This window comes from Methylobacterium brachythecii, assembly GCF_014196345.1.
GTDB lineage: Bacteria > Pseudomonadota > Alphaproteobacteria > Rhizobiales > Beijerinckiaceae > Methylobacterium > Methylobacterium brachythecii.
In genome coordinates, this window is record NZ_JACIDN010000007.1 from 22324 (window position 1) to 47490 (window position 25167).

Sequence of the window (25167 nt, forward strand, 5' to 3'; positions counted from 1 at the left end):
CGGCGGCCGGCCATGGGTTGGCCTCGTCGGCGATGAGCCGCTGACGAGGTCGCGTTGCCGGGTCGATCAGTTCGAGGAGAAGCCGCGCACCAGGGTGGCGGGCCGCTTCACGAGCGGGAGGGGATTGGACTCGGTATGCATGTCCATGCCCTTGCCGAACTTCATGCGCTCCAGCGGAGCCACGAAGACCTGGTCGTCGACGTTGGGCGCGATGTTGACCTCGTCGACGAAGTCCGGTGGCGCCCAGTAGTTCGTGAAGGTGTCCCCGGTGCCGAGCGGGAAGAACCGCACATCGCCGTCGGGGATGAAGCGCTGCACGCTGGTGCTACCGTCCTCGTTCAGCTTCGTCGCCTGACCCCGGTATTCCTCGAACGTGATGTTCTGGAAGGTGAAGCCCTTGCGCAGATCGTTGCGCAGCGGGTTCTGGGTCGAGGCGAAGTACTTGTAGGCGTCCTTCACACTGGCATGCGTGACGAAGCGATCGAACCAGGAGGGCGAGGCCAGGGCCTGGACGCCGGTCATGGTGTCGCCGAGGAGATTGTCCTCGATATAGCCGGACACCTCGCGGCATTTGCTGCCGACATCCGTGCCGGCCGTGCCGAGCGCGAAGTCGACCTGCTTCGGCACGATCCCGAACTCGGTGAACAGGTTGATGAGCGGCGTGCCGTCGTAGTCGACGATGACACCGGTGATGGCGCTGACCCGCAGGTGTTCGAGCGTGATAGCGTGCTTGCGCCGCATGGTGATCAGCTTGCGGTTGACCATGCCGAGCACGGTCTCGAGGCCTATGCCGGAAGCGACGCCGCCGCCCGCTCCCGCGACACCGACCCGCATCAGCATGTTCTGCACGTCGAGGGCGAGCACGCTGTCGTCATGCGGGATGTGCGGGACCACGAAGGCCTTGAGCCGGGCGCGCTCGGGCGTGCCGAGGCTCGGCGGTGCGCCGCGCGGGCGCGTCGGCAGAAGGTTGAGCACGCCGTTGTTGATGTCGATCGTCACCGAGGTCGTGGCGATCGGCTCGTCGGTGAAGAGGCCGAGTTCGTTCAGCCGTCCGTAGGTGTTCGGGACGAGATTGACGCTCTCGGTCAGCGAGCTCGCCGAGAACGCGTTGCTGTTGGTGATGTCGAGGATGATATCGGGCATCGATTCAGGCTCCTTCCCGGACCTTGATGCCCACGCTGCGCAGCTGGCCGATGGCCGCCGCGCGCTTCGTCGCATCGTTGATGGTGGATCCCCAGGTCAGGCCGGCATGGCTGACGAGGGCATGGTTCTCGATGACGACGCAGGGGGCGTCGACGGAGGTGGCATCGACCGGCGCGACCAAGATGGCCGTCGCGGTCTGCGTGCCATCACTGCCGGTCGCGGCGGCGGGCACGTACTTGCCGGAGGCGGCCACCTTGGCGAGCACGGTGCCGGACACGAGCGCGCCCGAGCCGCTGGCGACGGTGCCGGTGCCGCGCGAGTAGTAGGATCCGGCCTCGTACTTGAGCCAATCGCTCACGTAGACGGGGCTGTTGAGTGTCGCGCCCATGGGTCAGGCTCCCTTCTTCACGAGGCCGGCGCGCTCGAGCTGCGAGCGCATGTTGGTCTTGGCCGCATCGGGGCCGGCCTGAGCCGGGGCCTTCTGTGCGACGTGATGCGACGACACGGCCGTCGCCTCGTCGGTCGCGACGAGCTTGTCGAAGAGCGCGGCACGGGCGTGCTCCACGGTCTTGCCCGCCGCGACCATGTCGGTGGCCAGAGCCTCCGGGATCGACGGATCGGCGCGTCGCGCGAGCGCGACCAGGGTCTTGATCTCGCCGGCCGAGCCGATGCGCGCCTTGGCCTGCTCGACCGAGGCGCCCTCGGCCAACAGGGTCGAAGCCATGGCCGGGACGCCGCCTTCGAGGCAGAGGGTCGCGATCTCGGACGCATCGGCACGGGAGACGGTCGTCGCCGTCGTGGCGATCGGCTTGTCGACGACGGCTGCGAGCGCCGCACTCGGGTTCGGTGGAAGGGCGGGTGAGCTGCCCGCCGGATCGTTGGCCATGGATGTCTCCTTCTGGCGCGGGGGAACGGCCGGCGCGGCCGCGGTGGGACGGGCGCGGTTGGTCCACGCACGCCGATCGGCCAGGGCGACGAGGCGCTCGGGCGGATGCTGGTAGAGGCGGAAGTCGAAGGCGGTCGGCTCGGCGCCGAGCTCGCCATCGTCGCCGCCGAGGTCGATCACGACGGTCTCGCCGGATTCGCCGGTGTCGTCGGTCGTGCGGCCCTGGACCCGGTCGGCGTAGCCGGCGGCCACGGCCTCGTCCGGCGACATCCAGAGCTCGGCCTGCATCGCAGCGCGGATCTCGTCGACCGTCTTGCCCGTGCGCTCCGCGTAGATGCCGGCCATGGCACTCGCGAGCGAGGTCAGGGCACGGATCTGGATCTCGTGATCGGCTACCGTGCCGAAGGTGAACCCCGACGGATCGTGGATCATCATCACGGCGCCGAGCGCCATCACCCGCTCGTCGCCGGCCATGGCGATGACGGAGGCGGCCGATGCGGCGACGCCCTCGACGATGATGGTCTTGCGGCCGCGATGCGCGCAGAGCGCGGCATGGATCGCAGCCCCTTCGGTGGCGATGCCGCCGCCGCTGTTCAGGCGGATGGTGACGTCCTGATCGCGGCCGACCCGGGCGAGCGCCAGGATCACGTCGGCAGCGTCGAAGCTGTCATCCCAGTAGAGATTGCCGACCGTGCCGCTCAGCACGATCTCGCTCCCATTGACCAATACGGCCATGGCGACTCCTTCGATGTTCGTTTGGACGAGGTGACGGGCCGTCAGTCGGCCGTGGGGCCGTTGCCTCCGGCCGGTGCATCGCCGGCAGCCCCGGCGTTCCCAGCGGATCCGGTCTTCTGGCGGCCGTCGCTGGCGTAGATCAGTCCGAGCGCATCGGCCCGGGCATTGTCCTGGGCGTTCTCGGCGTCGATCGCCTCGGCGTCGTAGCCGCCCTCGGAGACCTTCTGCGACCGCGTCGAGAAGCCGGCGCGGATCTCCATCTGCTTGCTCTCGACGTCCTGAACCGGGTGGATGTACGGCCAGGCCTGCGGCGTCCACTTCGCGGCGTAGGCATCCTGCCGCCGCATGCCGGGTGGCAGAATGAGAGCACCGGACAGGATCGCGAGATCGATCCAGCGGGCATAGACCGGACGACACACCTGGTAGACGACGTGGTGATGCTGCCAGCCCTCGACGGCCCGACGGAAGTCGTTCAGCGCGGCGCGCAGCGTCCGGTCGTTCAGCTGGCTGTAGTCGCCGCTCAAGAGCTCGTAGAGCGTGCCGGCCGCCGTCGCGATGCCGCGCAGGGATTGCCGGACGAAGGCCTCGAAGTTCGGTCCGACGTCCTTGGGGTCGGAGAAGGTGACGTCCTCGTCGTCCTCGAGGATCTGAAGCGTCCCGGGCTCGAAGGCGAGACCCGCCGATCCGGCATCGTCGGGTCCGTCCGCTCCGAGCGGTGACTGGCCGTCGGCGATCCGCTTGATGAAGCCGACGAACATCGCCGAGTTCTTCTTGCGAACGAGTTCGGCATCGAGGTAGCCGCTCAGGTCGTAGAGCGTCTGCAGAGCGGGGGCGAGCCAGGGCTCTCCGCGGTCCTGCCCAGGCCGCATGGCGCGGTAGAGGTGGCAGACGTCGCTAGCTGGCACGAGGCTCTGGGCGAGCGAGCCGGCACCGCCCAGAAGGCCGTCGCCGGGATGCTCCCGGTAGAGCCAGTATCCTTGCCGGGCGCCGATGGCGTCGTACTGGATGCCCTGCCGGATGCGTTCGCTAGCATTCGTCTTGAAGGCGTCGCAGTGGTCGCCTTCGAGCACCTGCAGCTGCAGCGGCACGGTGAGCCCGTCGGTCAAGCGCCGCGGCCGCATCCGCAAGAAGCACTCGCCCCCTTCGATCATGCCACGCACCGCGATGGCCTGCAGACCGTAGAAGTCGTGCGCACCGGTGGAATCCGCCTGATCGGTCCAGTCCCACCACAGCCGGGTGACAGCCTGCCGAAACTGCTCGCTGAGCTTTTTCGCAGCCTTCGCCTGCGCCTTGCTCATCCCGACCGTCGAGATCGCCGCGGTGCTCTGCGGCTTGATCCCGGTCCCGACGATGTTGGTCACCAGCCGGTCAATCGCCGCCCGGGCATAGGGGTTCTTCCTGGCCTGGTCCCTGGACTTCTGGCGAAGCTCGTCCAGCGCGTAGGTGAGCGCGGTGTTCGGCCCGTACCCACCGACGCGCCAGGCCCGTGAACGCCGACCGAACCCGCCCGCGGCATCGTAGGGCGCAGCCTCGCGGGCCGTCCCCGTGCCGGCGGGCGCCCCGCTCAAATCGACCGAAGCCACCGGTGCGAAATACTGGCTCGTCCCCTTCAGGCGGACGCGAACGCGGGCAGGTTCGCGCACGCTCAGAGCCCACCTGACGTCGTCATAACGATGCGGCGTGTCCGAGTGCGTCCTCCACCAGCAGCGCCGGCGATATCCCTCTCCATGTCGATGAGGATCTGCCGCATCTCAGCCAGGGACCGGTAGGTGATGCGGCCTCGCTCGGGATAATCGACGGTGAGCGCACCGGAGCCGATCGCCTGTTTAAGGCTGTCGACCTGTTTCTGGGTGTAGCCGGCCATGTCGCCTACCTCATGAACCGACTGCGGATGACGCCGCGGCGTCCGCGTTTCTGCTGCCCGGAAGCGGCGATGACGTCCCGGCCGGATACCGCTTCGTCATCGGATGACCGAACCACGCGTTCGAGGCCGAGCGAGGCTTCGAGTTCCCGCCACTGCCCCTCGCGCCAGCGGTCCCAGCCCCGCATCTGCGCGAGCCCGCGGGCATAGTTCGCGCAGTCCAGAACCTCGTTGCGCCGGCCGGTGATCGGTACCCATTCGCGCCGCGTCCGGCCTCGGCTGACGCTCGTGACGAGTTCCTCTGCCGTCAGCTGCCGGACCTGCTCCTCGCCCACATCCTTCGGCAGATGGACGAAGCCAGCGGCGAATTCGGCACCCTGGATCGGTCGCGGAAGCGACAGGCAGCCGAGCAGCTCTTGCTTGCAGAACGACGCGCCGATGCGGACCGTCTTCAGGCCTCGGCGGATCTTCTTGCCGTTGCCATTGGTGTCCTTGGCTCCGACGCCGAGGAAAGCGGCCGTGTAGCTGTCTTGCCCGTCGACCGCGTGAACGTTGCCGCGGCCGGCCTGCAAGCGAACGAAAGCGTAGACCTCGGCCGTGAAGGCGCCCGAGTCGATGCCCCAATCCCTGACCGACAGCTCGATGCCGGTCTCGTGCAGCCAGGTTTCGTCGAACATGGCTTCGAGTTCGGCCCAGACCTCGGACCGGTTCGTGTCGCCCGGAAGCACGCGGTGCTCGACCAGCCAGCGCTGCCGGTTCCGACCGAAAGCCCAGATGCCGACCTCGAGACGATCCTTCTGGACGTCGACGCCGGCGAACAAGACCAGGGCCGAGCGGCTGACGGTGCCGGAGAGGTAGTCGTCGCGCCGATTGTAGACATCCTGCCAGTCGGGTGCCTCCGCACCCTCCTTCCACGTCCGCGCGAGCTGCGTATTGTGGAAGGTCTTCAGGGCTTCGGGACCACGCCGAAGCGCGCGGGCGAACTTCCTCACCGTCTCGACGATCGTCTGTTTCGGCGCATAGAGCTTCGAGGCGACGAAGCCGGCATGCTCGTTCGACACCGCCTGTCCACCGCAGTGACGGCAGAGCGCTCTGCCCTGTGCATCGCAGCGCTCCGGTACTTGCTGCGCGCCACAGCACTCGAACGATCGTGTCTGGCGCCACTCGATATGCCTGAGCGCCGTCAGACGCTGGGCCTCGGTCCAGGGTCGATCGCAAGCGATGCACTCGTATCGCGCAGTCTCCGGCCGCAACTTTCCGCCGGCATCCTTGTCGATCTTGACCCGCTCCCACTCGAGGGCCTGCATCTCGGAGCAGTGCGGGCATGCGACGAACGCTTTGCGCTGATCGCTCTCGTCGTAGGACGCCTCGATAGCGCTGCGCCCTTGCACCGTCGGTGAGCAGGCGCGGACCGAAAGGCTGTTCGTGACGAACTCGGCCTGCCGCTCTTCGGCCAAGTCGATCGGCGAACCCTCGCCGCCGGCCGAGAGCGGGTACTTGTCGATCTCGTCCGACAGCAGCAGGCGGATCGGCCGCATAGCCAAGTTGGTCGGACTGTTCGACCCGACCAGGGTGATATGCCCCCCAGGAAACTGCTTGTGCGTCAGCGTCGCGCCGGCATCCCGCGACTTGGCGTCACCGAACAACTCCCGGAGCACGCGTGTATCCCGGATCATCGGGGCGAGCCGATCCTTCGAGAAGGTCTCGGCCGCGTCGTCCTTCGGCATCACCACGAGGATCGGGCACGGTTCGATATGCGCGAACCGACCGATGATGTTCTCGATCACCGTGGTCTTGAGCAACTGGGTGCAGGCCATCAGCGTGATGGTCTTCACGCCCGGCTCGGTGGCGGCGAGCATCGGGCCGCGGGCGACTTCGACCCTGGAAACGATGAACCGACCGCCGTGCGACGATTCCTTGCTGAGCCGGCGATAGCGTTCCGCCCACTCGACAACATTGAGCTGCGGCGCCGGGGTCGCCCCTTTGCGCCAAGCTGTCGAAAGGCTGCTGGTATCAAGCGAACTCGGCGGAAGGCTCGCCGAGCTCTGCAAGGTGCTGTTGGACATGCGCGGTCAGGATCGTCGTGAGCGCGCGGGGGTCGACCTTGAGCTCATCCGCCATCGTGATGGCGACCCGCGCTGGCCAGGACAGCCAAGCGTCTCGGAAGTCCCGGGCGGTGTCGAAGAACAGCTTCTCGGCCGCCTCGCGATCGACGAGCTTGCGGTTGCCTTTCTCCACCTCCTGCCTGCGCTGAAGCCCGAGGTAGTTTTCCTTCCGACGGATCGCGAGGGGCGTCGGAAGGTCGACGCCGTCGAGGTCGAACGACTCGTCGGGCGCGCCCTCCGCCGGCGTGGTGCCGGGACGCGGCATCGCATCTGCGACCTGCTGCCAAGTGTCCGGCTTCGGCTTCGCTGGCGCCTTCGGCTCCGACCGGTCCGTGTTACCCTCAGCTGCGCGGACCGGGCGATGGGTAACACCACCCCGGTAGCTCGCAGGCCTCTGATCGAGGTTCCACTCTGATGCCTCGACATCAATCAGACCAGCATCAGAAAAGACGAGTAAGTCTTTCTGCTTCCAGGCTGTTACGGCTTTGCGAGATACCATCCGCCGACGGGCAAAGTCGGCTTGGCTGACGAATTTCGACCCGTCGTCTTCAGCCATGGCGGGGTGTTACCTGTTACCCTGTTACCGGGTTTTCGGACCCTGGCGCTAGAAACTGCTGGGGCCCCGACCACCCGTATAGACGGGCGGCGACAGGGTCCCCCGCCGAAGCGCGGTCTGGCACTCAGCGCTCGGCCGAGACTGTCTGGTGCTGTCATCCGTCGGAGCGAAAGCATGTTCACCCACGTCATGATCGGCAGCAACGATTTGGAGCGGGCCAGGACCTTCTACGACGCCACTTTCGTCGCGTTGGGCGGCCAGCCAGGCAAGATGGATGCGCGAGGCAGGCTGATCTACGCCCACGACGGCGGTCGGCTGATGATCACGAAACCGATTGATGGGAAGCCAGCGACCTCTGCCAACGGCGGAACCATCGGGATCGGTGCCCCAAGCCCGGATCATGTCATGGCTTGGCATAAGGCCGGCACAACGTATGGAGGTGTCGCAATTGAGAGCCCGCCTGCAGAGCGACCGAATGGGGCTTTCGTCGCGTACCTTCGTGACCCTGACGGAAACAAGCTTACCGCACGGTCGCAGCCCACGAGGTGAGTGGCTCGACGGCAAGGGGTTGCGAACCGACCGACATTCTGCACCTCGCTCGATCATTCGCAGCTAGATCCGTCCGTTAGCGATCAAGCGGATCACAAAGAGAAGCACCAATCCCGGGTCGTCATTCGGCACGTAGCTTCAGCCGACCACTTAGGCTGAAGACCTCCGAACGCCGCCCCATGATCGCGGCTGAGAGTCGCGCATCGAAACACAGCAGTCTCCGCACGCCTTTCCATCGGGCAACTACCAATCCCAGGAGACCCGAAGTGCGCATCGTACAGAACGCAACAGCAGCCATTATATTGCTTGGCAGCGTTGCCCCAGCCTTGGCCATCTCGTGCAAGGAGGAGATCTCGACCATTGAGCGCAGGCTGAACAGCGCTGGTGCCGAGAAGGTGACGGGCGTCAAGCCCGACCAAGGAGCGACCTCGTCGAACTCTCCGAAGGCCCTCGATGAGCAGCCAAAGGGCGAGCCCTCCGACCCGAGCACCAAGCCGTCGGGACCTGGTGTGCTGAATGCCAAGGCGATGATCGAGAAGGCTCGCGATCAGGAGAAGGCCGGCGACGAGAAGGGCTGCCAGGACACCATGACCAAGGTGAAGGAGACCGCAGGCGCGCTGCCATAGCGCCTCTCGGCATATTTCCCCTCCACACGACGAAGTGGCGTGCCGTCTCGAATGAGACGCACGCGCTTTCAAAAATAAGCTGGATCCACCAGTTTCATCAGCAACATGGAGCACACATGGCCCAAACGGTCTCAGCCAAGTTCACGACACGCCGCGACGCCGAGATGGCGGTGGAGCACATCGTGCAGGAGCACGGCTTCGATCGCAGCGCCGTCACGGTCGGCTCGGCCTCGGATGCCAACACGGCGGGCACGGAGGCAGCGCGCGCCGATATCGAAGATGGACATCTGAAGTCTGACAACGATGGCGAACCGGCTCTGGCCGGCAAGATCAAGGTCTCTGTCCAGATCACCGACCAGGACGCCGAGAAGGTCAGATCCTCGTTCGACACGTTCGGCGGCGAGCCGGCCTAGCAGACGAATCACGAGGCGCGCATCCTTTGGGCCCAAGCCCGTGCCGTCGTTACCTGATAGTGCTTCGTAGTATCCCCTCGACTTGGCGCTTTTGACGGCCCATCGGGGAGTCTTGGCGGGCCGCCGAAGCGCATGTCATAGGGAGGAATGACGACCGAAGTGCCGCACCCCTATTCCATTACCGTCGAACCGCTGACGAAGCCCCAAGGCCATTATGGCTGGGCGCTTCGGAAGCACGGAAAGCTCACCGAGCGCTCCGACCGAGCATTCCCGAGCGAGAACAAGGCTTTCGAGAACGCCATGAAGGCTGTCGAGCGCGACCAGGGCGGCTTCGGCAGCCACTAATCTTTCACATCCTTCGACAGCGTCAGGCGCCGGATCTGTCCGCCATCCTTTTGGTTCGGACCTGCGCCGTCTTGATCTGGTGGTGCTTCGGGCAAAGTGCTTGGCGTTCACGGGATCGAGCGCCGCGCCGCCATCCTTCCGCTCAACGATGTGGTCGGCGTAAAGCCTGACACCGCCGTTGCCGCCGCGAACACCGCATCCGTGCCATTGGCAGCGCCAGGCGGCGCGTCGCTTCACCTTTAGCGCCCAGGCTTTGTGCTCGGCCGTCTGCGCCCGGGGTCAGCAACCATCGGTGCCGGTCGAGCTGTCCGTGTGCCCAGCGTCGAGAGACGAGTGGCTAAGGTGGAGAGGCGTGGCAGGCCAAATCGAGCTCTGTTGCATCCACTATGGCTGCGCTGATCGCATACGTGGAAAGCATCAAAGCCGACCCAATTGCTAATGCCGAGCGGAACTCATTGGCTATGTTGGTCTAAATGATCCGAACGCGGTGTCGCAGCGCAATAGTTTCAGATGATCTTCTTTGAAGAGAATTATACGCCCGCGACCGGATGTATCGTTTGGGTTGTTTCGGGGCGAATTCACCCGAACTCATGTCTCACGATAATCATCCCAGTGATTTCGTGGCTGAGTGATTTTGTTGATGCAGATAGCATCAACAAAAGCGCTCCCAATAATTAAGGAATATTCATGAAAAATGTTTCCAAGATCGCTGTCGCTTTTACTCTCGTAATCGGCGCTGCTGCTTCCCCCAGCCTTGCTCAGGACTTCAACAACCGTGGCTCAGGCTACGGCAGCGACGGAACTATCAACGTCTGGGGAGCGAACCTGAGTCCGAATGGCGGGCAGCGCGGCCCGCTTGGTGCTGTCGGTAACGTCGTCGGTGGCGTGACTGGCGCCGTCGGTGGCGTTGTCGGTGGAACGGTCGGAGCGGCTGATGACATCGTCACAGGATCCATAACTCCGCGTCGTGACAACCGTGATGTTCGGTACAGCGAATTCGAGCAGGACGACCAGATGGTAAATCAGGAGCGTCGTGGCCGGAGTCGCGCCGCGTACTGAGCTTTTCATCTACTCTTGAGACAGATGGCAGGGCGAAAGCCCTGTCGTTTTGCTGTGAGGGCGCGATCGGCGAGCCTGCGTCGAGTTCGATGAGCGTTCCGCGCTGGTGCTTCATCGACTATGTCGCAGGACCTTGGAGATAGCTCTGGTGTTTGCCTTCTACCCACACCAGGAGAGCTTCATGAACGCCAATCACCCGAGCCACTACGTCGGCCAGAATATCGACAACGTCGATCAGCTCAGCAGCATTACCCTTTTGGGTCTTGCGGTCTTGGGCGCAATCGCCACGCTGCTGGCGAACTGGGTTGTGATCGGGTGAACTGACTACTGCGGACCGGCCACCGTCAGGGGTATGAACCTGACGGTGGCCGGGTCACTCTACGCCGACGCGGACGGCGGGGCGCTGCGCAAACTTTCACCGATCGCGATGTGCGCTATCACGCTTGTTGCGTGAGGAAAGCATTGCTCAATCGCATCGGGTGGGGCTGAACGACATCTCGCGGGAGATGACGATGGTCGCCGCGGTTGCCTGCTTTTTGAACCTTCGGGCAAAGGTCCACCCAACGACCATCGCGCCGTATGCTGGAAGCGTCGGTATGAGCGACGGGCCTAGATGCCCTCGCCCGAAGACGGCGTATACCCTGCGCAAAATGGGCCACCACGACTACACTGTGATGGACGGAAAGACTGCCGTGGGCCACGCCTTCGGCCTCGAAGCTTTCGTCGAAGGAACGTTGCTCTGGACCGTCAGAGCTTATGACGTTGATCGTGAGGTCTATTCACTCCAAGACGCCAAAGATTGGCTCTCGGGAGGCGATCCACCGCTGCCCGATGAGGCCGTCTGACTGTCGTGCTGAGGGTGCATCTCTTCCATCGTGAGAAGCGGCAGGGCCTGTGGCGGCCTCACATCCGTTCTCGCGCTCGACCCGTGCATATTCTTCGTCGGTCGGCGTAAAACCTTTTTGGAGTGCCAAACCCTACGCAGTCAAGCGATACGGTGCTTGGAACGGCTAATTCTGTGGCTGCTTGCCACCGCTCCGATCGTTCGAGAGCACAAGGCGCTTTAAGATCGAGTCGAATTTCTTGTCCTTCTCCACACCGTCGACGATTGCAGCGGTCGCAACCAAGTCGCGTTGCAAGTCCTCATCGAGAAATCGCCAAGCGAGAACGACAGCCGCGCCCAACTGGGCGAGCGCAACCTTATCCTGTTCGCCGTACGTTTCGATGATGGCAATTTCCTGCGCGGTCATCCGGGCCATAACCTTGTGATCTTCACCGAGATCGGGTCGCTGCCGGGAAACGATTCCTCCAGCGCGTCGTCAAGCTTTTAGTTCAATCGGTCCGGGTGGTTGCCGGCGACGTGCCGATCCGACGTTTCAAGCGGATCAACTTCAGCAGTGATCCTAGGCCGACGGCGGTCGCCTCGCACTTTGAGTACGTCGGAAGCTAGGAATGCAAGACCAGCCCCTATGAGTAGGACTGGGACCGGATCTTCGCGCAGAGTTCTCGCAAGATTATCGAAAGTCGAGCTTAAATTGCCCCGTGATGCTTGAGCGCTAAGAATGCCACGTCTTAGGCTCGATAGGTTCAACCGCGACTGCAAGTCGGAGAGCGTGCCTTCCAGTCGGTCGCGCGAGGCCTCGACTTCGCGCTCTAATTTTTCCCCCGATTTGCTCATTCTTCCAATCGCTCCGTGATCATGGTGGCGTCCTGGCGGACCTGTCGTTCCGTTCGGCTCGGCTCCAGTCCGGAAACCGAAGCCCAGCTACTTCCTACCAAGGCAAACCCGATGGCGACGGCCGCGAACGCCCCGCCCACAACGAGCGCAGATAGTGCTTCCGAGTGGAAGAAAACGGCCAAGCCTTTTACGAGAGACACGAGGAGGGTCAGCAGACCCGCGATGGCGAAGATGCTAGCCAAGATGATCAAAGTGAGCGCAAACACTAGTTGCCGCAGGCCAGCTGTCACCTCGGTTTGAAATAGCTTCACCTCTGTCGTGACGAGCTTCTGCACTCCGCGAATGACATCTCCGAGAAGGTGGGGAACGCTGCGAGGCTTTTGATCTGACACAGTCAGGTTCCACTTCCGGGCGTCGCGGGCGTTTCAATCGGCACGACTGCTCGAGATCTCGGGACGGGTCGGGGACCAGCTCCGCGAACGAAACGCACCAAGGCAAAACCAGCCAAAGCGGCGGATGCTAGTGCGACGCCCGGACGCCGCCGGATAGCAGCCTCGACCTCATCGTAGAGTTCGGTCAGCGTGCGGCGATCAATGTCTGCGGCGAGCTCACCAACTCCGTCGGCAGCATTGTCGAAAAAGGCCTTCACATGAGGCACACGATCGAAGCTCGAGCCGCTGTCTCGGATAACGTTGGCAACGTCCGACACAGCTCGAACGATGTCTTGCTGGCGATTTCGGGCATAGCCGGCGGTTTGTTCTCGAATGGCGGAAGCAAAATCTCCCTGACCGCGCCCTAAAGCATCAGCCGCATCTGCCGCCGGTTGCGAAGGGTGAGTCATGTCGAATTCCTGCGCTAGAGCCAACTGGAAACCGTGGCGGCATAGGTCGGTTCCTCAACCAGCGCGCTGTTATCGATGGGTCCAAAGGCGATCGACGGCGTTGGACAAGAGACACTCACCTGCATGGAGTGGTGGAGATCGACATGGACGAGAACCGCATCACGGGCGAGATCAAGAAGGTTGCCGGCCAAGTCGAGGGCGCCGCTGGCAAATTAACCGGTGACAAATCGACTGAGGCGGAGGGGCGAGCTAGAGAATTGGAAGGGACGGCTGAAAATTTAGTCGGGCAAGCCAAGGATGCCGTCAGCGACGTAGCTGACCGAGCTAGCAGCATCGCCAAGGACGCGATCCGGGCCGGGCGAGAGAGGTTGCCAGACGCTGACGAAGTTTACCGCCGTGGTAACCAGGCGGTTCGGAGCCCGGTCGAAGCAATGCCATTCGCTTCGCTCGTTGTGGCACTTGGCGCGGGTTACTTGCTCGGCCTGTTGATCCACCGGCGAGGCTAGCCTTTCTGACCGATGCGGGAGCCATAGATTGCGGCGCTTTCAAAGAGGCAATGGCACCCCTCCCGCAGATCGCGCGGGATGAGATCCCGAAGGACGGCGACCGGCAGGCTTATGCGGTTCTTGGTCGAGATAGGGCCAATGTCGCCGTCCACACTCCCACACTGACATTTGCTGGACCTTGGACTGGCGAAGTCGCGCTGCTGATGGATCAGTTGCCCGGGCAAATCCAAATCGAACTCAACGAAGACCCTAATGGGATAAATTAAGGAACGTTATTTGGCCGAGTATCAAAGCAAAGAGCGAATTCGGGCCGAGGCCGCTTTTGCCAAAACGCTGGGTGGTTCCAATGAAAAATCCTTCGTCGAGCCGTTGGTCAGCAAAACAGATCAAAATACGGCTCGCCTGAAGGCGGCACGCCTGGCGAGGGATGGTTCTACATCAGAAATAAAGAAGCCATGACGCCGGCAGCGCAGACGTCCAGGCGCAGTCAGGCCTCGACCTCACCAAAAGCCTAAAGACCGCCCTGACAACCAGACGAAATAGCCGACCAGCAATCCGGCGGCCGAGCCGGCCAGATACAGCGGCGTGAGCATGACGATCTTGTCCATAGGATCAGCCTCGGCGTACGGGGGGCTTCACTAGGCAGACCGCAGCGTCCTGCTCTCGCCGTCGGCAACGCACCCGCTGCTGCTTGATGCAACAGAATTCGACCTCTGTATCGACGTCCGCCCTTCGACCCTCGCTATCTGCAAACCATGCCGAATGAGCACTTGGTCGGTCTCATCGAGGCGCTGCTCAGCTAGACGGAGCCGCTGCGAGAGGCTCTCTTCCGTCTCGCGCAAATCACTGGCAATTCGCTGGGTCAGGATTCGACATAGCTAATCCAGTATCGAGTGTCTCCACGGTAGTTAAGCATTAACGTACCTACCTCTTGGGGAGTTTAGGCAGACGTGAGCGGTGCTATTGAATGGAAACAGCCATCGGATCCTCCATTGGCGGCGGATTGTCCTTGGCGAACCAGCAGCTTAAAATAATAAGCCAAAGCGCAGCGAGAATCAGTGCAATTACCATGAGTATATTTGTTAATATTTTAGCGTGGGCACGCAGAGCATGGATGATCGCTGCGCCCAAACTCAATGTACAAGCCTGAATGGCTAATGCGTGAACGGAAGACATTGCAGAACACGCCACCGAATCAGATTCCGATACACGTTTTATATCCAAAAACAGTCCAGCGAGTAGTGCTCTGGTGCACGAGTTTTGCTTTGTGCCCTATTGGCTACACATTCTCTGTGACGGCCACTTCGCGATGGAATTGTTCAAACGGCTTTCCGCATCCGCCTCAAGCCCCTTCGCGACGCGGACTTCCTTGACCATGTCCAACATCGCGACCTTGGGGGCCCGCGCGCCGAACCGCAGCTGATGACGTATTTCGACATACTGCGTTGCTGGGTCGCTGGCGGTTGCCAGTGTTAGGCTGCCTTCTCCACATCCTCCAGACCAATCCGGATATCCGTACCGCGCCCCATTAAACTCAACTCAACGATCGCCTCGCTCTTATCCCCATCGATCGCGATGAGCCGTCCGGTAAACATCGAGAACTGGCCGGAGGTGATGCACACTGCATCGTCGCAATGCCGTCCGTGGTTACGGATGAGGAACTGGCGACGGTTCGCTGCTGAAGTTTTCGGGCTGGGGGGCTGGCTTGACGGATGGCTTCGTCGGTTCGATGCGCTTTACTGCAGCTTTGGCACTCGGCTTCGTATCGGCTTGCGGCTTAGGCGCCGTATTCGTCTCGGGCTGCGTGGGAGCGATCGGAGCAGCCGGCGCCGAGGAGCCCACATTCACTGAGACGCCGAACAGCCGCCAGCGTCCGTCCACGGGGGCGAACAGAAGCTCGAAATTAACTTGGGACGGCACGGACGGGAAGAAGCCTGCCATGTGAAGCAGGCCGTTCGGCTCGATCTGCGGCAGTAGGGTGAGCTGCGGGTCGAGTACAGCTACGCCCGACAGGTCGAGCTTCTGCGCGCGCTGGCTTGCGAAGATCTCGCCGAGTCGAGCGGCATTGTTGGCATCGCGAAAGCCCGGCGCCGAGAGATCGCGCAGGACCGTGTAATTGCCGGTCTCGTTAGCTTGATTGAGCGCGAGCAGAGCCGTGCGGATTAGGATCAGTACGCCGTTGCGGTCAATTTGAGCTGGACGCGGCTCAGTATTCTGCTGTGCTTGTGCCGGCGGCGATTTTGGCTGCGCCAATGCCGGCATCCCACTAAACGCGCCCAGCGCGAAAAGCGCAAAAGCAGCGCGGAGCGAACCCTGCGAAGGCTTTAACAGTTTGAACGAACGCGACGTCAGACCTTCGTTCACAGCTCGCCCATGATTCCGATCCTGCCCCCAACGCCGCCACCAGGGCTTCCGGCAACGCCGCCCGTGATGGCGAGCGGCACGTTTGTGTCGAGGCGGTATGCCACCGAACCGCCGACGCCATACTCACCCCGGAAGGTCGCGCCATTCAATACGTAGCTCAGGCGTCCCGGGGCGGAGGGGAGCGGGGCACTGGCGAGCGCCATCGCGGAGGCAATGCCGCGGCGAGCCTCCCTGCGAGATTCGATTGCGTAGCGCGTCAGGTTGCCGAGGCCCGCCTCCAGCGCGCCGACACGGCCGTCGAGTGCGCCGACGCTTGCCGGATCGAAGCTCGACGTCGCGAGGTTGCCGTTGGCGTCCGTCGTCACGACGCGGGTCGCACCGGTTTGGGCGGCGAGGCTTGCGGCTGAACCCACGCCCGCAAGCGTGTAGGTCTGGCTAGCGTTACCGATCGCCACCTGATTGGCGCGAGTTGTTGCTACACCAGTGCCGATCGCAACGCTGTTTGCCTGGGCTGCGCTGGACCCAAAACCGACAGCAACCGAGTTGGTGCCGGCGGAGGTCGCGGAACGACCCAGAGCGGTGCTGTTCGTGCCTGATGCCGTCGCAAATGCACCAAAGGCCGATGCTTCGTTTCCGGTAGCCAAAGCATTAAAGCCGACGGCGGTTGTCGGATCACCCGAGGCAACTGCGCCTGCACCGATTGCTGTCGCGCCGAACTGAGTCGCTCTGGCGTTCGTTCCGATGGCTACCGTCGATCCACCGGTAGCGGCCGCGCCGAAACCGCCGGCCACCGAGCCCGATCCTGACGCACTCGGTGCGGCCGCACCGCCAGGATTGTTGGCGACGAATGCACCCCCTGTGCCGTTCTGCAGGGCCGCGATGTCAGCCGTATTTGTTGCCGTCTGACCCTGAAGCAGACCAATGGCTGCGGTGTTGCCGGCTACCTGTTGGTTCGTTGCGAACAGCTGGCTGCCGTTTACGGCGTCCGTTGAAGTCGAGGCGAGTGATCCGGCCGCTACTCCGGTCACCTGTCGGTTGCCAGAGGTGCCGCCGACGTTGACGATGGTACCACCACTTGCTGAGCCCACCGTGATGGGAGCGTTGTTGTTGGCCTGTGTAACAAGGCCCGATTGGCCCGACTGGAGAGCAGCGATGCCGTTAGAGTTGGCTGTGGTGCGGGTATCCAGATTGCCGAGAGCGCCATCGACTGTCGTGAACTGCGCGCCGCTACCGAAGGTGTAGGTAGGTCCCGTGAATGTACCAGTTCCAGTGTTATAGGCAGCTCCGCCGCCTAAGGCCGCCGCCGTTCCAGCAATGGCGCTCCCGTTGTTGATGACGTTCTGATTGGTGGTGAAAAGCTGCGCGCCGTTCACGGCATCCGTCGACGTCGAGGACAGCGTACCCGCACCGACATTGACGATGCGTCGCTCGTTACCGACTGCGCCGACCGAGACGGTATTGGCTTGATTGGCGAGCGAACCGACACCGAGGGCAACGCTGTTATCAGCGGTGGCTGAGCTATTGGTCCCAATGCTAACTGCCGTAAAGCCGCTTGAGGCGGCGTTGTTGCCAATCGCTATAGCACCAGTGTTCGAGGCATTCGCGGGAGTAACGGTGCCCCCGCCCAATGCGAGCGAAAAATCGCCTGATGCGATCGCACCGCGGCCGAATGCGGACGCTGAATTACCGCTAGCGATTGTGCCCTGGCCGATCGCCGTTGCGTTGTTTGCGTTGGCACGAGAGCCTTGACCAACAGCAGTTGCGTTGGGCTGATTAGCTCCCGTTCCGGCCTGGGCATCTTGTCCAACAGCCGTGGCGCTGGCTTGAACTCCGGCGTTGCCGCCCGTGCCAGCGCGACTGTTCTGACCGATGGCGGTAGAATTTTGCCCGTTGGAGCCGCCTGCGATCGCTCCCTGTCCAAGTACTGTACTCATGGCGCTACCCGATGACGCTGAGTCACCGATGACCGTAGTGTTCAATCCGGATGCGAAGGCACCTGGGCCACATGCAAAGGCTCCCGGGAAAGCCGCTGAGGCACTACCGCCGTTTTCCAGTGTGCAAGTGGTCTGGGACCACGCCGGACGCGTGGCCACGGTCATCATCGCGCAAGCAGCAAGCGCAACGACAGAACATGAAGCGACGTGGCGCTTTCGCAGAAACGGACCCGGCACGGCGTCACGCATCGAAGCCCCCCCCAAAAAACGCATGAAGCACTAATTCAAGGGCACCCCTCAATTCCTCTTCGAGAGGATAAGTAGCCCTTCGCCTCTGCTATCCCAATTCGCGCAGAAACACTGCTCATCAAGTACTCTGCGAGGGGTGTTTCTCATCAATCTTTTTAACTGTTGCGAGGCCGCCACAGTTAAATTGGAGCAGTATAATTTCTGCACAAATACAATAAATGTTTTATGCGAAAGAATAATCTTAAATATTGCTAATATTTGCCCGGTAGGCGGCAGCGGATCAAATGACGGAAATTGTTTTGCGAGTTCTGACCCTAAGTCGATCGACCTCAGGCAACTTTTTCGAGATCCTCTAGACCTATCCGGATCTCGGTCCCTCGCCCCATCAAGCTCAACTCGACCACAGCCTCACTCTTGTCGCTGTCGATGGCGACGAGCCGTGCCGTGAACATTGAGAACGGTCCGCCAGTGAGACGCACCGCATCGTTAATTCCGAGGCTAGCGCCGGTCACGTTAGCTAGCCCCGATGATTCAGCCTCCGCCAAACCTGCGATCCACTCTCGCCCGCAATCGTTCAACCGAAGCGGCTTTCCGTTCCCAGCGCCGAGGATGCCGACTAGGCGGTGTACGTTCCGACCCTCAACATCCCGCTCGCGCATCGCGGCCAGCACTTCGTCGGTCATCCCGCCTGTGACGCCGACGAAAAGGTAATGCCGCATCCGAGGTCGCTGGAACTCCCTCAGCGGCATCTTCAAGTTTGCGCGCTTCATTCGCTTCCACTCGAACTCGCAGGGGACATAGGCGAGTAGCGGCGGATCTAGCTTGATACGGCGCAGGCTTTCGGCCGCGCGCAGCTCCTGTTGAGGTGCTGTGGTGCAAACGTACCAGCGCACGCCCTTGGTCTGGACGTCGGGCACCTTGTTCCGCTTCTTTGGCGACAGCGGCACCTCTTTCGGGATGGTGGCGTTGTGCTGCGGCGTCGCCTTTGCGGTGTTGTAGCCCTTGCCGTGCTGGCCTCGAGGCATGGTGTCTCCCTTAGGCTGAGGCTGGGTGGCGGTGGGTCGAGCCGGCTTCGCTGGCGGCGGCTAACCGCCCGCACGGAACATTCGGTTCTGCTGCGGTGGTTGCCCTTCGACACAGAGAGGCGAAGCCATGAGCGACGAAACCAAGCCGACCACGAGCAGCGTCGACGAGGCGCGCGAGAAGGACACACCGAAGAGCAAGCCTGCTGAAGGCGTCGAGGCAGGGAAGAGCAATCCCAAGGCTGCAGGGGTGCCGACTGGGAGCGCGGGTAAGGAGGATGGGGGCCGCAAGTAGGGCCGGCACGAGCCGCACACCTTTCGAAACGCGCCTGATGCACAAGGCTTGAGGCCAAGTTCTGCGCTTGGCCATTAGGCTGCGTCCTCGGTCTGGCTCGCTTCAGGGGTTGCCGCGGCTTCGGCGCGCTCTTCGGCCTGCCGACGCGCTGTGCGGGCGGCGAGTTCTTCCATGGCGCGCGGATCGCGGTACGGCTTCGGTGGCTCTGGCGCCGGCTTCGTCGGCATCCGTGCGCGGGCCGCCGTCTGTGCGACGAACTCGGCATGCCGCGCGGCTATGGCAGCCCGATCTTCCTCGCTCGGCTGGTGGTAGACCTCGGCATCGAGGATGGCGTTGATGCGCGCCCGCTCCGCGAGGTCCTGCGAAATCAGCCCGCGGCAGACCTCGGCCATCTCAGCAGCCGTCGGCGCGTAGGTCTTGTTGCCGGCGCGGCCGTCGAGAAAACGCATCGCCGCCTCGACGACGGCCCAGGTCGGGTATTTGCCGAGCACGAGGATGAAGCCGCGCTTGGCGAGCTTCATGGCCTCTTCGCCGAGGGGTGCCGTGGCCATGCTCGAGCGGAGGATGCCGACATGCTCGCGGATGGTGAGTTCGTCGCAGCCATCCAGGCCCGCGTCGATTTCCTGACGTCGGGCGAGCAGCAGATCCTTCTGCTCCGCGCTCGGCTCACACGCCGCCGACAAGGCGTAGCGGTGGAAGCTCCCGGGGATCGTCTCCAGGTTGTTGTGGAGATACCCAATCATGGCTGCGGTCCGCTTCTCGGCTGGCGGGATTCCACCGCGGATCGCCGGAACTCGGGCCTCCGACTGGCCTATCGGGGAAAGGGCGTTGGTCATGGGGACCTCGCTGGCGGGATTCGTGAGCGTCGAAGGCGTCGCCGGCCCAGAGGTCGGCGGTGGACGTGCGCGGCGACGCTCTGGCGGGCGGTTGCGGGGGATCGGCTGGCTGGTCGGCCCAGCGCCCTTGGTTCAGCCACGTCGTCGGGTGACACCAATCGCGGGTCGGAGGCTTGGCTGCCTTGTAGCGAGCGAGGCCTTCTAGGATCTCGGCGAACGAGACGCGGTCGCTTCGGCGAACGATGTCGAAGGCCTTCCGGGCAGCGTCCTTCCCGACCTTGTGCGGATAGGCGGCCCAGAACTCGTCAAAAGCCCGCGGAGGAAAGGCGGAGGCCGCACGCGGATCAGATAGAGGCGCAGCCTGTATCTGATCTCTATCTCTCCCTCTTACTCTTTCTCTGCTTGAATTCGCTTCAACAGGGGTTGGAGCAACCGCTACATCAGCGTTGTTTGTTTTCAGAGACTTACGTCGATTGTCTTGGGCCTGTGTTCCACCGATGTGCCCTGCGTCTGCCTGTTGTGTGCGGCGCGTCTCCCTCGCGTCTAGCTCACGTGTCACCCGGGTGTTGGTCAGGTGTCCGTCGCATTCGATGACTTTTCCGGCCTCGACGAGGTCCGCAAGGAGCTTTCGAGCCTTGTTCGGATGGCAGCGCCAGATGCGAGCGAGCGTCGTTGCGGCGCTCGGGATGGCAGCCTTTCGACGATAGAGCTGATGGCAGAGGCGGAGGTACGCGGCCTCCTGCTCAAGCGTCAGCTCGTCAGTGCCCTCGTCCCAGGCCTCGAAGTCCATCTTGTAGAATTCGCCTGGCATGGCGGCGCCTACTCCGCAGCTTCGAGTGCTGCAGATCCGTGGGCGAAGAGCGTTCCCGCGGAAGCTTCGGCCTCGCGGAGGTTCCGGGCGGCCTGCGCGTAGTAGCTCGCGCTAAGTTCGACCCCGAGAAAGCGACGCTCAGCCTTTAGCGCCGCATAGCCCTCAGACCCGATGCCGGCGAACGGCGACAGCACCACATCACCTTTGTTCGACCAGAGGCGGATGCAGCGCTCAATCAGGTCGAGCGGCATCGGGCAGAGATGTTTCTCTGCCTCCGGGTCGCGCGCCTGCTTGGCGTTGAGGACGTTCGTCTCGTTTGTGTCTTCCCAAACCGGTGAGGCCCAGCGCTGCCAGACGTCCAGGGCCTCAAGATATCGCGGATCGCGCTTCTGCAGAGCGTCCGACAGGCTCGCATAGTTCGGTAGGCCGTCGTGCGAGCCGACGCGGCGGGACACGAACCGGGCGCCTTCACCTGCCCATTCCGGCCATAGGCCCGGCAGGTGTTCGACGGGCGCGGTCTCATCCATGCCCTCCGCCCATTTGCGGAAGGTGACGATGTACGCAGGGAGGCCCTGTCGGTTGCGCCCAGCGTCGAGGCGGAAGTTCTTGTAGAGCAGGCCGTCTGGCTTGGCCTTTGTCATCTCCCGAACAGGGCAGCGCCAGACCGTCGTCTTGCTGTGAAGGCTCCAGCCGGCGCGGACATGGGTTCGAACGCAAGCGCCCGTGAAATCGTGGAGGCCGCGGTCGCCCTTCTCCGAGGCGTTCGAGTAATAGACGAGATCCTTGACGTGGATGGAGACGAGCCGGCCGGGCTTCGTGACCCGGAGCAGCTCGCGCGCGACGAAGGCGTAAGTCGCCTGGAATTCCTCGTCGTTCTCGACGTTGCCCATGTCGCGGGCGGAATCGCTGTAGATGTAGAGGTTCGCGAAGGGCGGCGAGTAGACGCTGAAGTCGACGCTGTTGTCCGGCAAGGCGGCCAGGACCTCGACGCAGTCAGCATTCCAGAGCGTCCAGTTCTCACCGGCCGACACGGCGTTGCAGGGGATCGCGGTCATGCGGACACCATCCTGGCCGGCAGGGCGGCCGTGAGCGAGGGGCGATAGTCTTCGAGGACGGTCGAGGAGCGCGCTGCGCGGGCCATGGCCGCGGTCATCTCGCGCTTCATCGCAGCATGGTCGCCGGCCTTGCGTGCGATCGTGTCGCCGATGGCAGCTTCCGTGTCGGCGCAGGCGACGTGGACGTGCACGGGCCGCGTCTGCCCGAAGCGCCAGCACCGGCGGACGGCCTGGTAATAGCTCTCGTAGGAAAACGAGAGGCCGACGAAGGCCATGCGGGCGCAGTGCTGCCAGTTGAGCCCGAAGCCGGCGACGCTGGGCTTGCTGATCAGAATCCGGATGGCACCGCGAGAGAAGGCGTCGAGGCGCTCTTCCTTCATCTCGGCCGACATTGAGCCGCGAACCTCGACAGCGTCAGGGATCACGGCAGCGAGAGCGTCGGCCTCGTAGTCGGTGTCACACCAGACGATCCAGGCCTCGGTCGGCTCAAGAGCCACGACCTCGGCGATGCGGGCAGCGCGCGCCGCAGTCGTCAGACGCTTCTCTTGGTGGATCGATGTCGCCGACATCTCCGGCATCCGGAACAGGCGGCCCTGGCCATCTCGCTCCGATCCAGCATCGGACGTGCGATCGGCTTCGATGAGGTGCCTGCAGGTGACGAGCTCGGGCAGGTCGTATCCAGCATCCGAGAAGCCGAGATCGGAGGGCTTCGCGACGCAGCGCGCCCAGGACGATACCCATTCCCAGAATGGGCGCACCGCGGCGCGCTTCACCCGGTACTTGCCCATCTGCTGCTGATCCGTGACGAACCAGCGCGACAGCATCTCGTTCGACGCCATGGCGCCGAGGAACTGGGATTGCTGCCCAAGCTCCATGTGATCGTTCGGCGCCGGGGTTGCCGTGGCAGACAGCCGGAACGGCGTGCGCGCGAAGGCTTCGATCAGGCGGCGGGTGGTGATGCCAGTGAAGTTCTTGAGGATCGACGACTCGTCGAGGATCACTCCACCGAAGGCGTCGAGGTCGAAGCGGTCGAGGCGCTCGTAGTTCGTGATGACGATGCGGGCGCGATCGGCAGGATCCGGCTCGCGGCGATATGCTCCGTCGATGCCCCAACGCTCAGCCTCTCGGCCATGCTGCGGGCCGACGGCGAGCGGCGCCAGCATCAGCACCGGCCTGTTGGTGGCCTCGACAACGACACGCCCCCATTCCAGGGCAGCGAACGACTTGCCGAGGCCAGTATCAAGGAAGTGACCGGCACGGCCGACACGCAGCGCGAAGTCGACGCAATGCGCCTGATGCGGTTTCAGCGAGGCGTTGAGCTGCGGGACATGCGCCAACCCTGCGGGCTCCGCGGCCACTCGCTTCCGAGCAATCAGATCGTGATAGGCGCCAAGGCCGCTCATGCCCGAGCCCTCCACGCGACTGTCTCCGCGATCGTCGCCGCAATGATCTGCTCGGCCGTGAGCGAGATGCGACCCTCGCCGGCGCATTCGTTGCAGCCTGGGCGGATCTTCTTCCGCCAGTTGCGCGAGCGCGGCGCGCCGGCCGGGAAACAGCACGAGCACCACAGGCCATTGCCGATGAGGAAGCGGTCAGGCATCGCCCCGCCCTCCCGCCGCCTTACCGGCGTGCCGCCACGTCTGCTGCCAGGACAGGATCCGATAGACGTCCGCTTCAGTGACCGGCTTGCCGTGGTGGTTGCGGTAGCCTCGGGCCGCGAGGGTCTTCGCGATCTCGTAGCTGTCGCGCTCCTTCGCCCATAGGTCGGCGACCTCTCGATGAAGGGCGCTCCCGTCGGATTGGGATGGGGTGCGAGCGGCGGCCATCATCGGCGTAGCCCCGCGATGACGGTCTCGACCTGACCGATGGTGATGTCGGGATTGGCGTCTGCGATGGCCTTCGCGGTCCAGCCGTCGCGGTGGCGGAGCTCGATCTCTGCCGCATCCTGCTCCTTGACCGGGATAGCGGTGAGAACCATGCGGATGCTGGTGGATTCAGTGCCGGGGTGGGCGCTGACCTTCCGGACGAAGCGCTGGTCGTCTCCTGCGATGATGCCGGCCTCGACCGCAGCATCGAGGCATGGCTTGATGCGGTTGTCGGTGTCGCCGGTGAACGGCGGCATGAAGATCTCGACGTCGCAGACTCCTGCGATGCGACCGGGCCGCGGGACGGCGATGCTGATCTGCAGGACTGCCTGCTGGCGCCATGCCCGGTACTTTGGAGTCTTGATGCGGCCCCGGCCGGCGACGTTGGCGAACAGGCTGTTCGTGCTGGGCGGGAGCGGGAAGCGGATCTCCACCTTCGGCACGATGGAGCGCTGGGCGTAGACGGGCCTCTGCTCCGGGCGCTTGTGGAGCGCCTCGGTGCGTTTGGCTCTGCGCTTGGCTGTCGGGGAGAGCGACGGCGCTTCCATGGCTCAGACCGAAAGCCCGAGGGCCTGCAGGTACAGCTCGAGGATCGCCTCCTGCTCCTGGCGCTCGCTGTGGTCCTGCTTGCGGATACGAAGGATCGAGCGGACGGCCTTCACGTCGAAGCCGCGCCCCTTGAGCTCGGCGAACACCTCCTTGATGTCGCCCTTGATGGCGTCGGCTTCCTCGTTGAGGCGCTCGATGCGCTCGATGAACTGCTTGAGTTCGTCAGCCGCCACACCCTCGGCGGAGGAAACAGGGGCTCGTTGCCCGGAACGGTCCGTGCTCATTTCGTCTCTCCGAGGATGTCCAGAGCAGCCGCCCGGTGCCCCGCTTTGCGGATGGGGTCCGGGCGGTTTCGCTTTTCGTGGTTACGCGGCGACAGGTTCCGCGGGCTGGGCTTCGCCAGCCGTGCGGATGCCGAGGCCGATGCCCTTTGCGAGCGCTGAGCGCGCGGCCGAGTAATTGGCGGCGACCATCGGGTAATCGGCCGGCAGTCCGAACTGCGCCCGGTAGCTCGCCGGGGTCATCCCGTTCGTCGAGAGGTGGCGCTTCAACGTCTTGTAGGAGGCGCCGTCGATGAAGGAGATCAGCGCATCCGGGGTAATGGACTTGCGGATCTGGGCCGGGGTGGCCTTCTCGCTGAGCTCGGGGCGCGCGGCGTCCGGCGCCGATGGCTGGCCAAGGGTCGTGACCGTTCCGTGCACGCTCTTGATGAGCGACGGCAGAGCCTCAGCCGTCACCGCGTTGTTCGACACGTAGGCGGAGACGATATCGCCGACGATGCTGATGGTCGGATCGAAGTGAGCGCCGGTATCGGTCAACGGCAGGCGGTAAAGATTTGAGGACTCGGACATGGTCGGCACTCCAACAGGGTGACGGGATCCGCC

The 25167-nt window shown here is 63.5% G+C and carries 32 protein-coding genes; 10 read left to right on the forward strand and 22 right to left on the reverse strand.

Translation table 11 applies throughout. The features are described from left to right. Window positions 1–66: 66 nt before the first annotated feature. From GGR33_RS18175 to GGR33_RS26450, 7 genes are all read right to left on the reverse strand, one after another. Window positions 67–1143 carry a major capsid protein gene (locus GGR33_RS18175; protein ID WP_183507827.1) on the reverse strand — a complete coding sequence of 359 codons (1077 nt, stop codon included), beginning with the start codon at window positions 1141–1143 and terminating at the stop codon, window positions 67–69. Between the two features lie 4 nt (window positions 1144–1147). After that, window positions 1148–1531 (reverse strand): head decoration protein, encoded by a 384-nt coding sequence (locus GGR33_RS18180; protein ID WP_183507829.1) that lies wholly within the window; start codon window positions 1529–1531, stop codon window positions 1148–1150. 3 nt (window positions 1532–1534) lie between these two features. Continuing rightward, the gene (locus tag GGR33_RS18185) at window positions 1535–2764 is read right to left on the reverse strand and encodes a head maturation protease, ClpP-related (RefSeq protein ID WP_183507831.1); all 1230 of its coding nucleotides are present in this window, start codon (window positions 2762–2764) and stop codon (window positions 1535–1537) included. A gap of 41 nt (window positions 2765–2805) precedes the next feature. Further along, window positions 2806–4407: a phage portal protein gene (locus GGR33_RS18190; RefSeq protein WP_284211657.1), complete on the reverse strand. Its 1602-nt coding sequence runs from the start codon at window positions 4405–4407 to the stop codon at window positions 2806–2808. Window positions 4408–4409: 2 nt separating this feature from the next. Further along, window positions 4410–4628, reverse strand: a complete 219-nt coding sequence (locus GGR33_RS18195; protein WP_183507833.1) for a phage head-tail joining protein — start codon at window positions 4626–4628, stop codon at window positions 4410–4412. A 5-nt stretch (window positions 4629–4633) separates the two neighbouring features. After that, window positions 4634–6484 carry a phage terminase large subunit family protein gene (locus GGR33_RS18200; protein WP_425488798.1) on the reverse strand — a complete coding sequence of 617 codons (1851 nt, stop codon included), beginning with the start codon at window positions 6482–6484 and terminating at the stop codon, window positions 4634–4636. A gap of 154 nt (window positions 6485–6638) precedes the next feature. Next, complete coding sequence (locus GGR33_RS26450; RefSeq protein WP_306484376.1) at window positions 6639–6995, reverse strand: hypothetical protein; 357 nt, start codon at window positions 6993–6995, stop codon at window positions 6639–6641. Between the two features lie 465 nt (window positions 6996–7460). Between GGR33_RS26450 and GGR33_RS18210 the strand changes: the two genes are divergently transcribed. From GGR33_RS18210 to GGR33_RS18240, 7 genes are all read left to right on the forward strand, one after another. After that, a complete protein-coding gene (locus tag GGR33_RS18210; RefSeq protein WP_183507837.1) occupies window positions 7461–7835 on the forward strand; it encodes a VOC family protein in 375 nt (124 codons plus the stop codon). Between the two features lie 266 nt (window positions 7836–8101). Next, the gene (locus tag GGR33_RS18215) at window positions 8102–8461 is read left to right on the forward strand and encodes a hypothetical protein (protein ID WP_183507839.1); all 360 of its coding nucleotides are present in this window, start codon (window positions 8102–8104) and stop codon (window positions 8459–8461) included. 116 nt (window positions 8462–8577) lie between these two features. Further along, window positions 8578–8874, forward strand: coding sequence for a hypothetical protein (locus tag GGR33_RS18220; protein WP_183507841.1), 297 nt, complete (start codon window positions 8578–8580; stop codon window positions 8872–8874). A gap of 147 nt (window positions 8875–9021) precedes the next feature. Continuing rightward, complete coding sequence (locus GGR33_RS18225; protein WP_183507843.1) at window positions 9022–9219, forward strand: hypothetical protein; 198 nt, start codon at window positions 9022–9024, stop codon at window positions 9217–9219. A gap of 687 nt (window positions 9220–9906) precedes the next feature. Further along, the gene (locus GGR33_RS18230) at window positions 9907–10278 is read left to right on the forward strand and encodes a hypothetical protein (RefSeq protein WP_183507845.1); all 372 of its coding nucleotides are present in this window, start codon (window positions 9907–9909) and stop codon (window positions 10276–10278) included. 181 nt (window positions 10279–10459) lie between these two features. Next, window positions 10460–10597, forward strand: coding sequence for a hypothetical protein (locus GGR33_RS18235; protein WP_183507847.1), 138 nt, complete (start codon window positions 10460–10462; stop codon window positions 10595–10597). Window positions 10598–10790: 193 nt separating this feature from the next. Continuing rightward, window positions 10791–11123 (forward strand): hypothetical protein, encoded by a 333-nt coding sequence (locus tag GGR33_RS18240; protein WP_183507849.1) that lies wholly within the window; start codon window positions 10791–10793, stop codon window positions 11121–11123. Between the two features lie 165 nt (window positions 11124–11288). Here GGR33_RS18240 and GGR33_RS18245 read toward each other — a convergent pair whose 3' ends face one another. The 3 genes from GGR33_RS18245 to GGR33_RS18255 all read right to left on the reverse strand — a co-directional run bounded on the left by GGR33_RS18245 (window position 11289) and on the right by GGR33_RS18255 (window position 12797). Further along, window positions 11289–11528, reverse strand: a complete 240-nt coding sequence (locus GGR33_RS18245; RefSeq protein WP_183507851.1) for a hypothetical protein — start codon at window positions 11526–11528, stop codon at window positions 11289–11291. Between the two features lie 424 nt (window positions 11529–11952). After that, entirely contained in the window at window positions 11953–12348 is a 396-nt protein-coding gene (locus GGR33_RS18250) for a phage holin family protein (RefSeq protein ID WP_183507853.1), read from the reverse strand. A 2-nt stretch (window positions 12349–12350) separates the two neighbouring features. Next, a complete protein-coding gene (locus tag GGR33_RS18255; protein WP_183507855.1) occupies window positions 12351–12797 on the reverse strand; it encodes a hypothetical protein in 447 nt (148 codons plus the stop codon). A 143-nt stretch (window positions 12798–12940) separates the two neighbouring features. Here GGR33_RS18255 and GGR33_RS18260 point away from each other — a divergent pair, with 143 nt between their 5' ends. Both GGR33_RS18260 and GGR33_RS18265 read left to right on the forward strand, forming a co-directional pair. After that, a complete protein-coding gene (locus tag GGR33_RS18260; RefSeq protein WP_183507857.1) occupies window positions 12941–13303 on the forward strand; it encodes a CsbD family protein in 363 nt (120 codons plus the stop codon). Between the two features lie 276 nt (window positions 13304–13579). Next, a complete protein-coding gene (locus tag GGR33_RS18265) occupies window positions 13580–13762 on the forward strand; it encodes a hypothetical protein (RefSeq protein WP_183507859.1) in 183 nt (60 codons plus the stop codon). Window positions 13763–14950: 1188 nt separating this feature from the next. Here GGR33_RS18265 and GGR33_RS26025 read toward each other — a convergent pair. From GGR33_RS26025 to nusG, 3 genes are all read right to left on the reverse strand, one after another. Beyond that, the gene (locus tag GGR33_RS26025; RefSeq protein ID WP_425488799.1) at window positions 14951–15667 is read right to left on the reverse strand and encodes a hypothetical protein; all 717 of its coding nucleotides are present in this window, start codon (window positions 15665–15667) and stop codon (window positions 14951–14953) included. Further along, window positions 15664–17601 carry a YadA family autotransporter adhesin gene (locus GGR33_RS18280; RefSeq protein WP_183507863.1) on the reverse strand — a complete coding sequence of 646 codons (1938 nt, stop codon included), beginning with the start codon at window positions 17599–17601 and terminating at the stop codon, window positions 15664–15666. Before GGR33_RS18280 ends, GGR33_RS26025 begins: the two co-directional genes overlap by 4 nt. Before the next feature lie 578 nt (window positions 17602–18179). Further along, window positions 18180–18875 (reverse strand): transcription termination/antitermination protein NusG, encoded by a 696-nt coding sequence (gene nusG, locus GGR33_RS18285; protein ID WP_183507865.1) that lies wholly within the window; start codon window positions 18873–18875, stop codon window positions 18180–18182. Between the two features lie 127 nt (window positions 18876–19002). Here nusG and GGR33_RS18290 point away from each other — a divergent pair, with 127 nt between their 5' ends. Beyond that, window positions 19003–19167: a hypothetical protein gene (locus GGR33_RS18290; protein ID WP_183507867.1), complete on the forward strand. Its 165-nt coding sequence runs from the start codon at window positions 19003–19005 to the stop codon at window positions 19165–19167. 74 nt (window positions 19168–19241) lie between these two features. On the opposite strand, the gene GGR33_RS18295 is transcribed toward GGR33_RS18290, so the two are convergent. From GGR33_RS18295 to GGR33_RS18335, 9 genes are all read right to left on the reverse strand, one after another. Further along, window positions 19242–19910 (reverse strand): hypothetical protein, encoded by a 669-nt coding sequence (locus tag GGR33_RS18295; RefSeq protein WP_183507869.1) that lies wholly within the window; start codon window positions 19908–19910, stop codon window positions 19242–19244. Further along, the gene (locus GGR33_RS26595; protein ID WP_183507871.1) at window positions 19834–20814 is read right to left on the reverse strand and encodes a DUF1376 domain-containing protein; all 981 of its coding nucleotides are present in this window, start codon (window positions 20812–20814) and stop codon (window positions 19834–19836) included. The genes GGR33_RS18295 and GGR33_RS26595 overlap by 77 nt, the downstream gene beginning before the upstream one ends. 8 nt (window positions 20815–20822) lie before the next feature. Further along, window positions 20823–21869 (reverse strand): DNA-methyltransferase, encoded by a 1047-nt coding sequence (locus tag GGR33_RS18305; protein WP_183507873.1) that lies wholly within the window; start codon window positions 21867–21869, stop codon window positions 20823–20825. Further along, entirely contained in the window at window positions 21866–23272 is a 1407-nt protein-coding gene (locus tag GGR33_RS18310; RefSeq protein WP_183507875.1) for a helicase-related protein, read from the reverse strand. Before GGR33_RS18310 ends, GGR33_RS18305 begins: the two co-directional genes overlap by 4 nt. Then, complete coding sequence (locus tag GGR33_RS18315; protein ID WP_183507877.1) at window positions 23269–23469, reverse strand: hypothetical protein; 201 nt, start codon at window positions 23467–23469, stop codon at window positions 23269–23271. The genes GGR33_RS18310 and GGR33_RS18315 overlap by 4 nt, the downstream gene beginning before the upstream one ends. Beyond that, window positions 23462–23698: a hypothetical protein gene (locus GGR33_RS18320; protein WP_183507879.1), complete on the reverse strand. Its 237-nt coding sequence runs from the start codon at window positions 23696–23698 to the stop codon at window positions 23462–23464. Before GGR33_RS18320 ends, GGR33_RS18315 begins: the two co-directional genes overlap by 8 nt. Then, window positions 23695–24282, reverse strand: a complete 588-nt coding sequence (locus GGR33_RS18325; RefSeq protein ID WP_183507881.1) for a RusA family crossover junction endodeoxyribonuclease — start codon at window positions 24280–24282, stop codon at window positions 23695–23697. Before GGR33_RS18325 ends, GGR33_RS18320 begins: the two co-directional genes overlap by 4 nt. 3 nt (window positions 24283–24285) lie before the next feature. Further along, entirely contained in the window at window positions 24286–24567 is a 282-nt protein-coding gene (locus tag GGR33_RS18330) for a DUF2312 domain-containing protein (protein WP_183507883.1), read from the reverse strand. A gap of 81 nt (window positions 24568–24648) precedes the next feature. Further along, the gene (locus GGR33_RS18335; RefSeq protein ID WP_183507885.1) at window positions 24649–25134 is read right to left on the reverse strand and encodes a Ros/MucR family transcriptional regulator; all 486 of its coding nucleotides are present in this window, start codon (window positions 25132–25134) and stop codon (window positions 24649–24651) included. Between the last annotated feature and the right edge of the window lie 33 nt (window positions 25135–25167).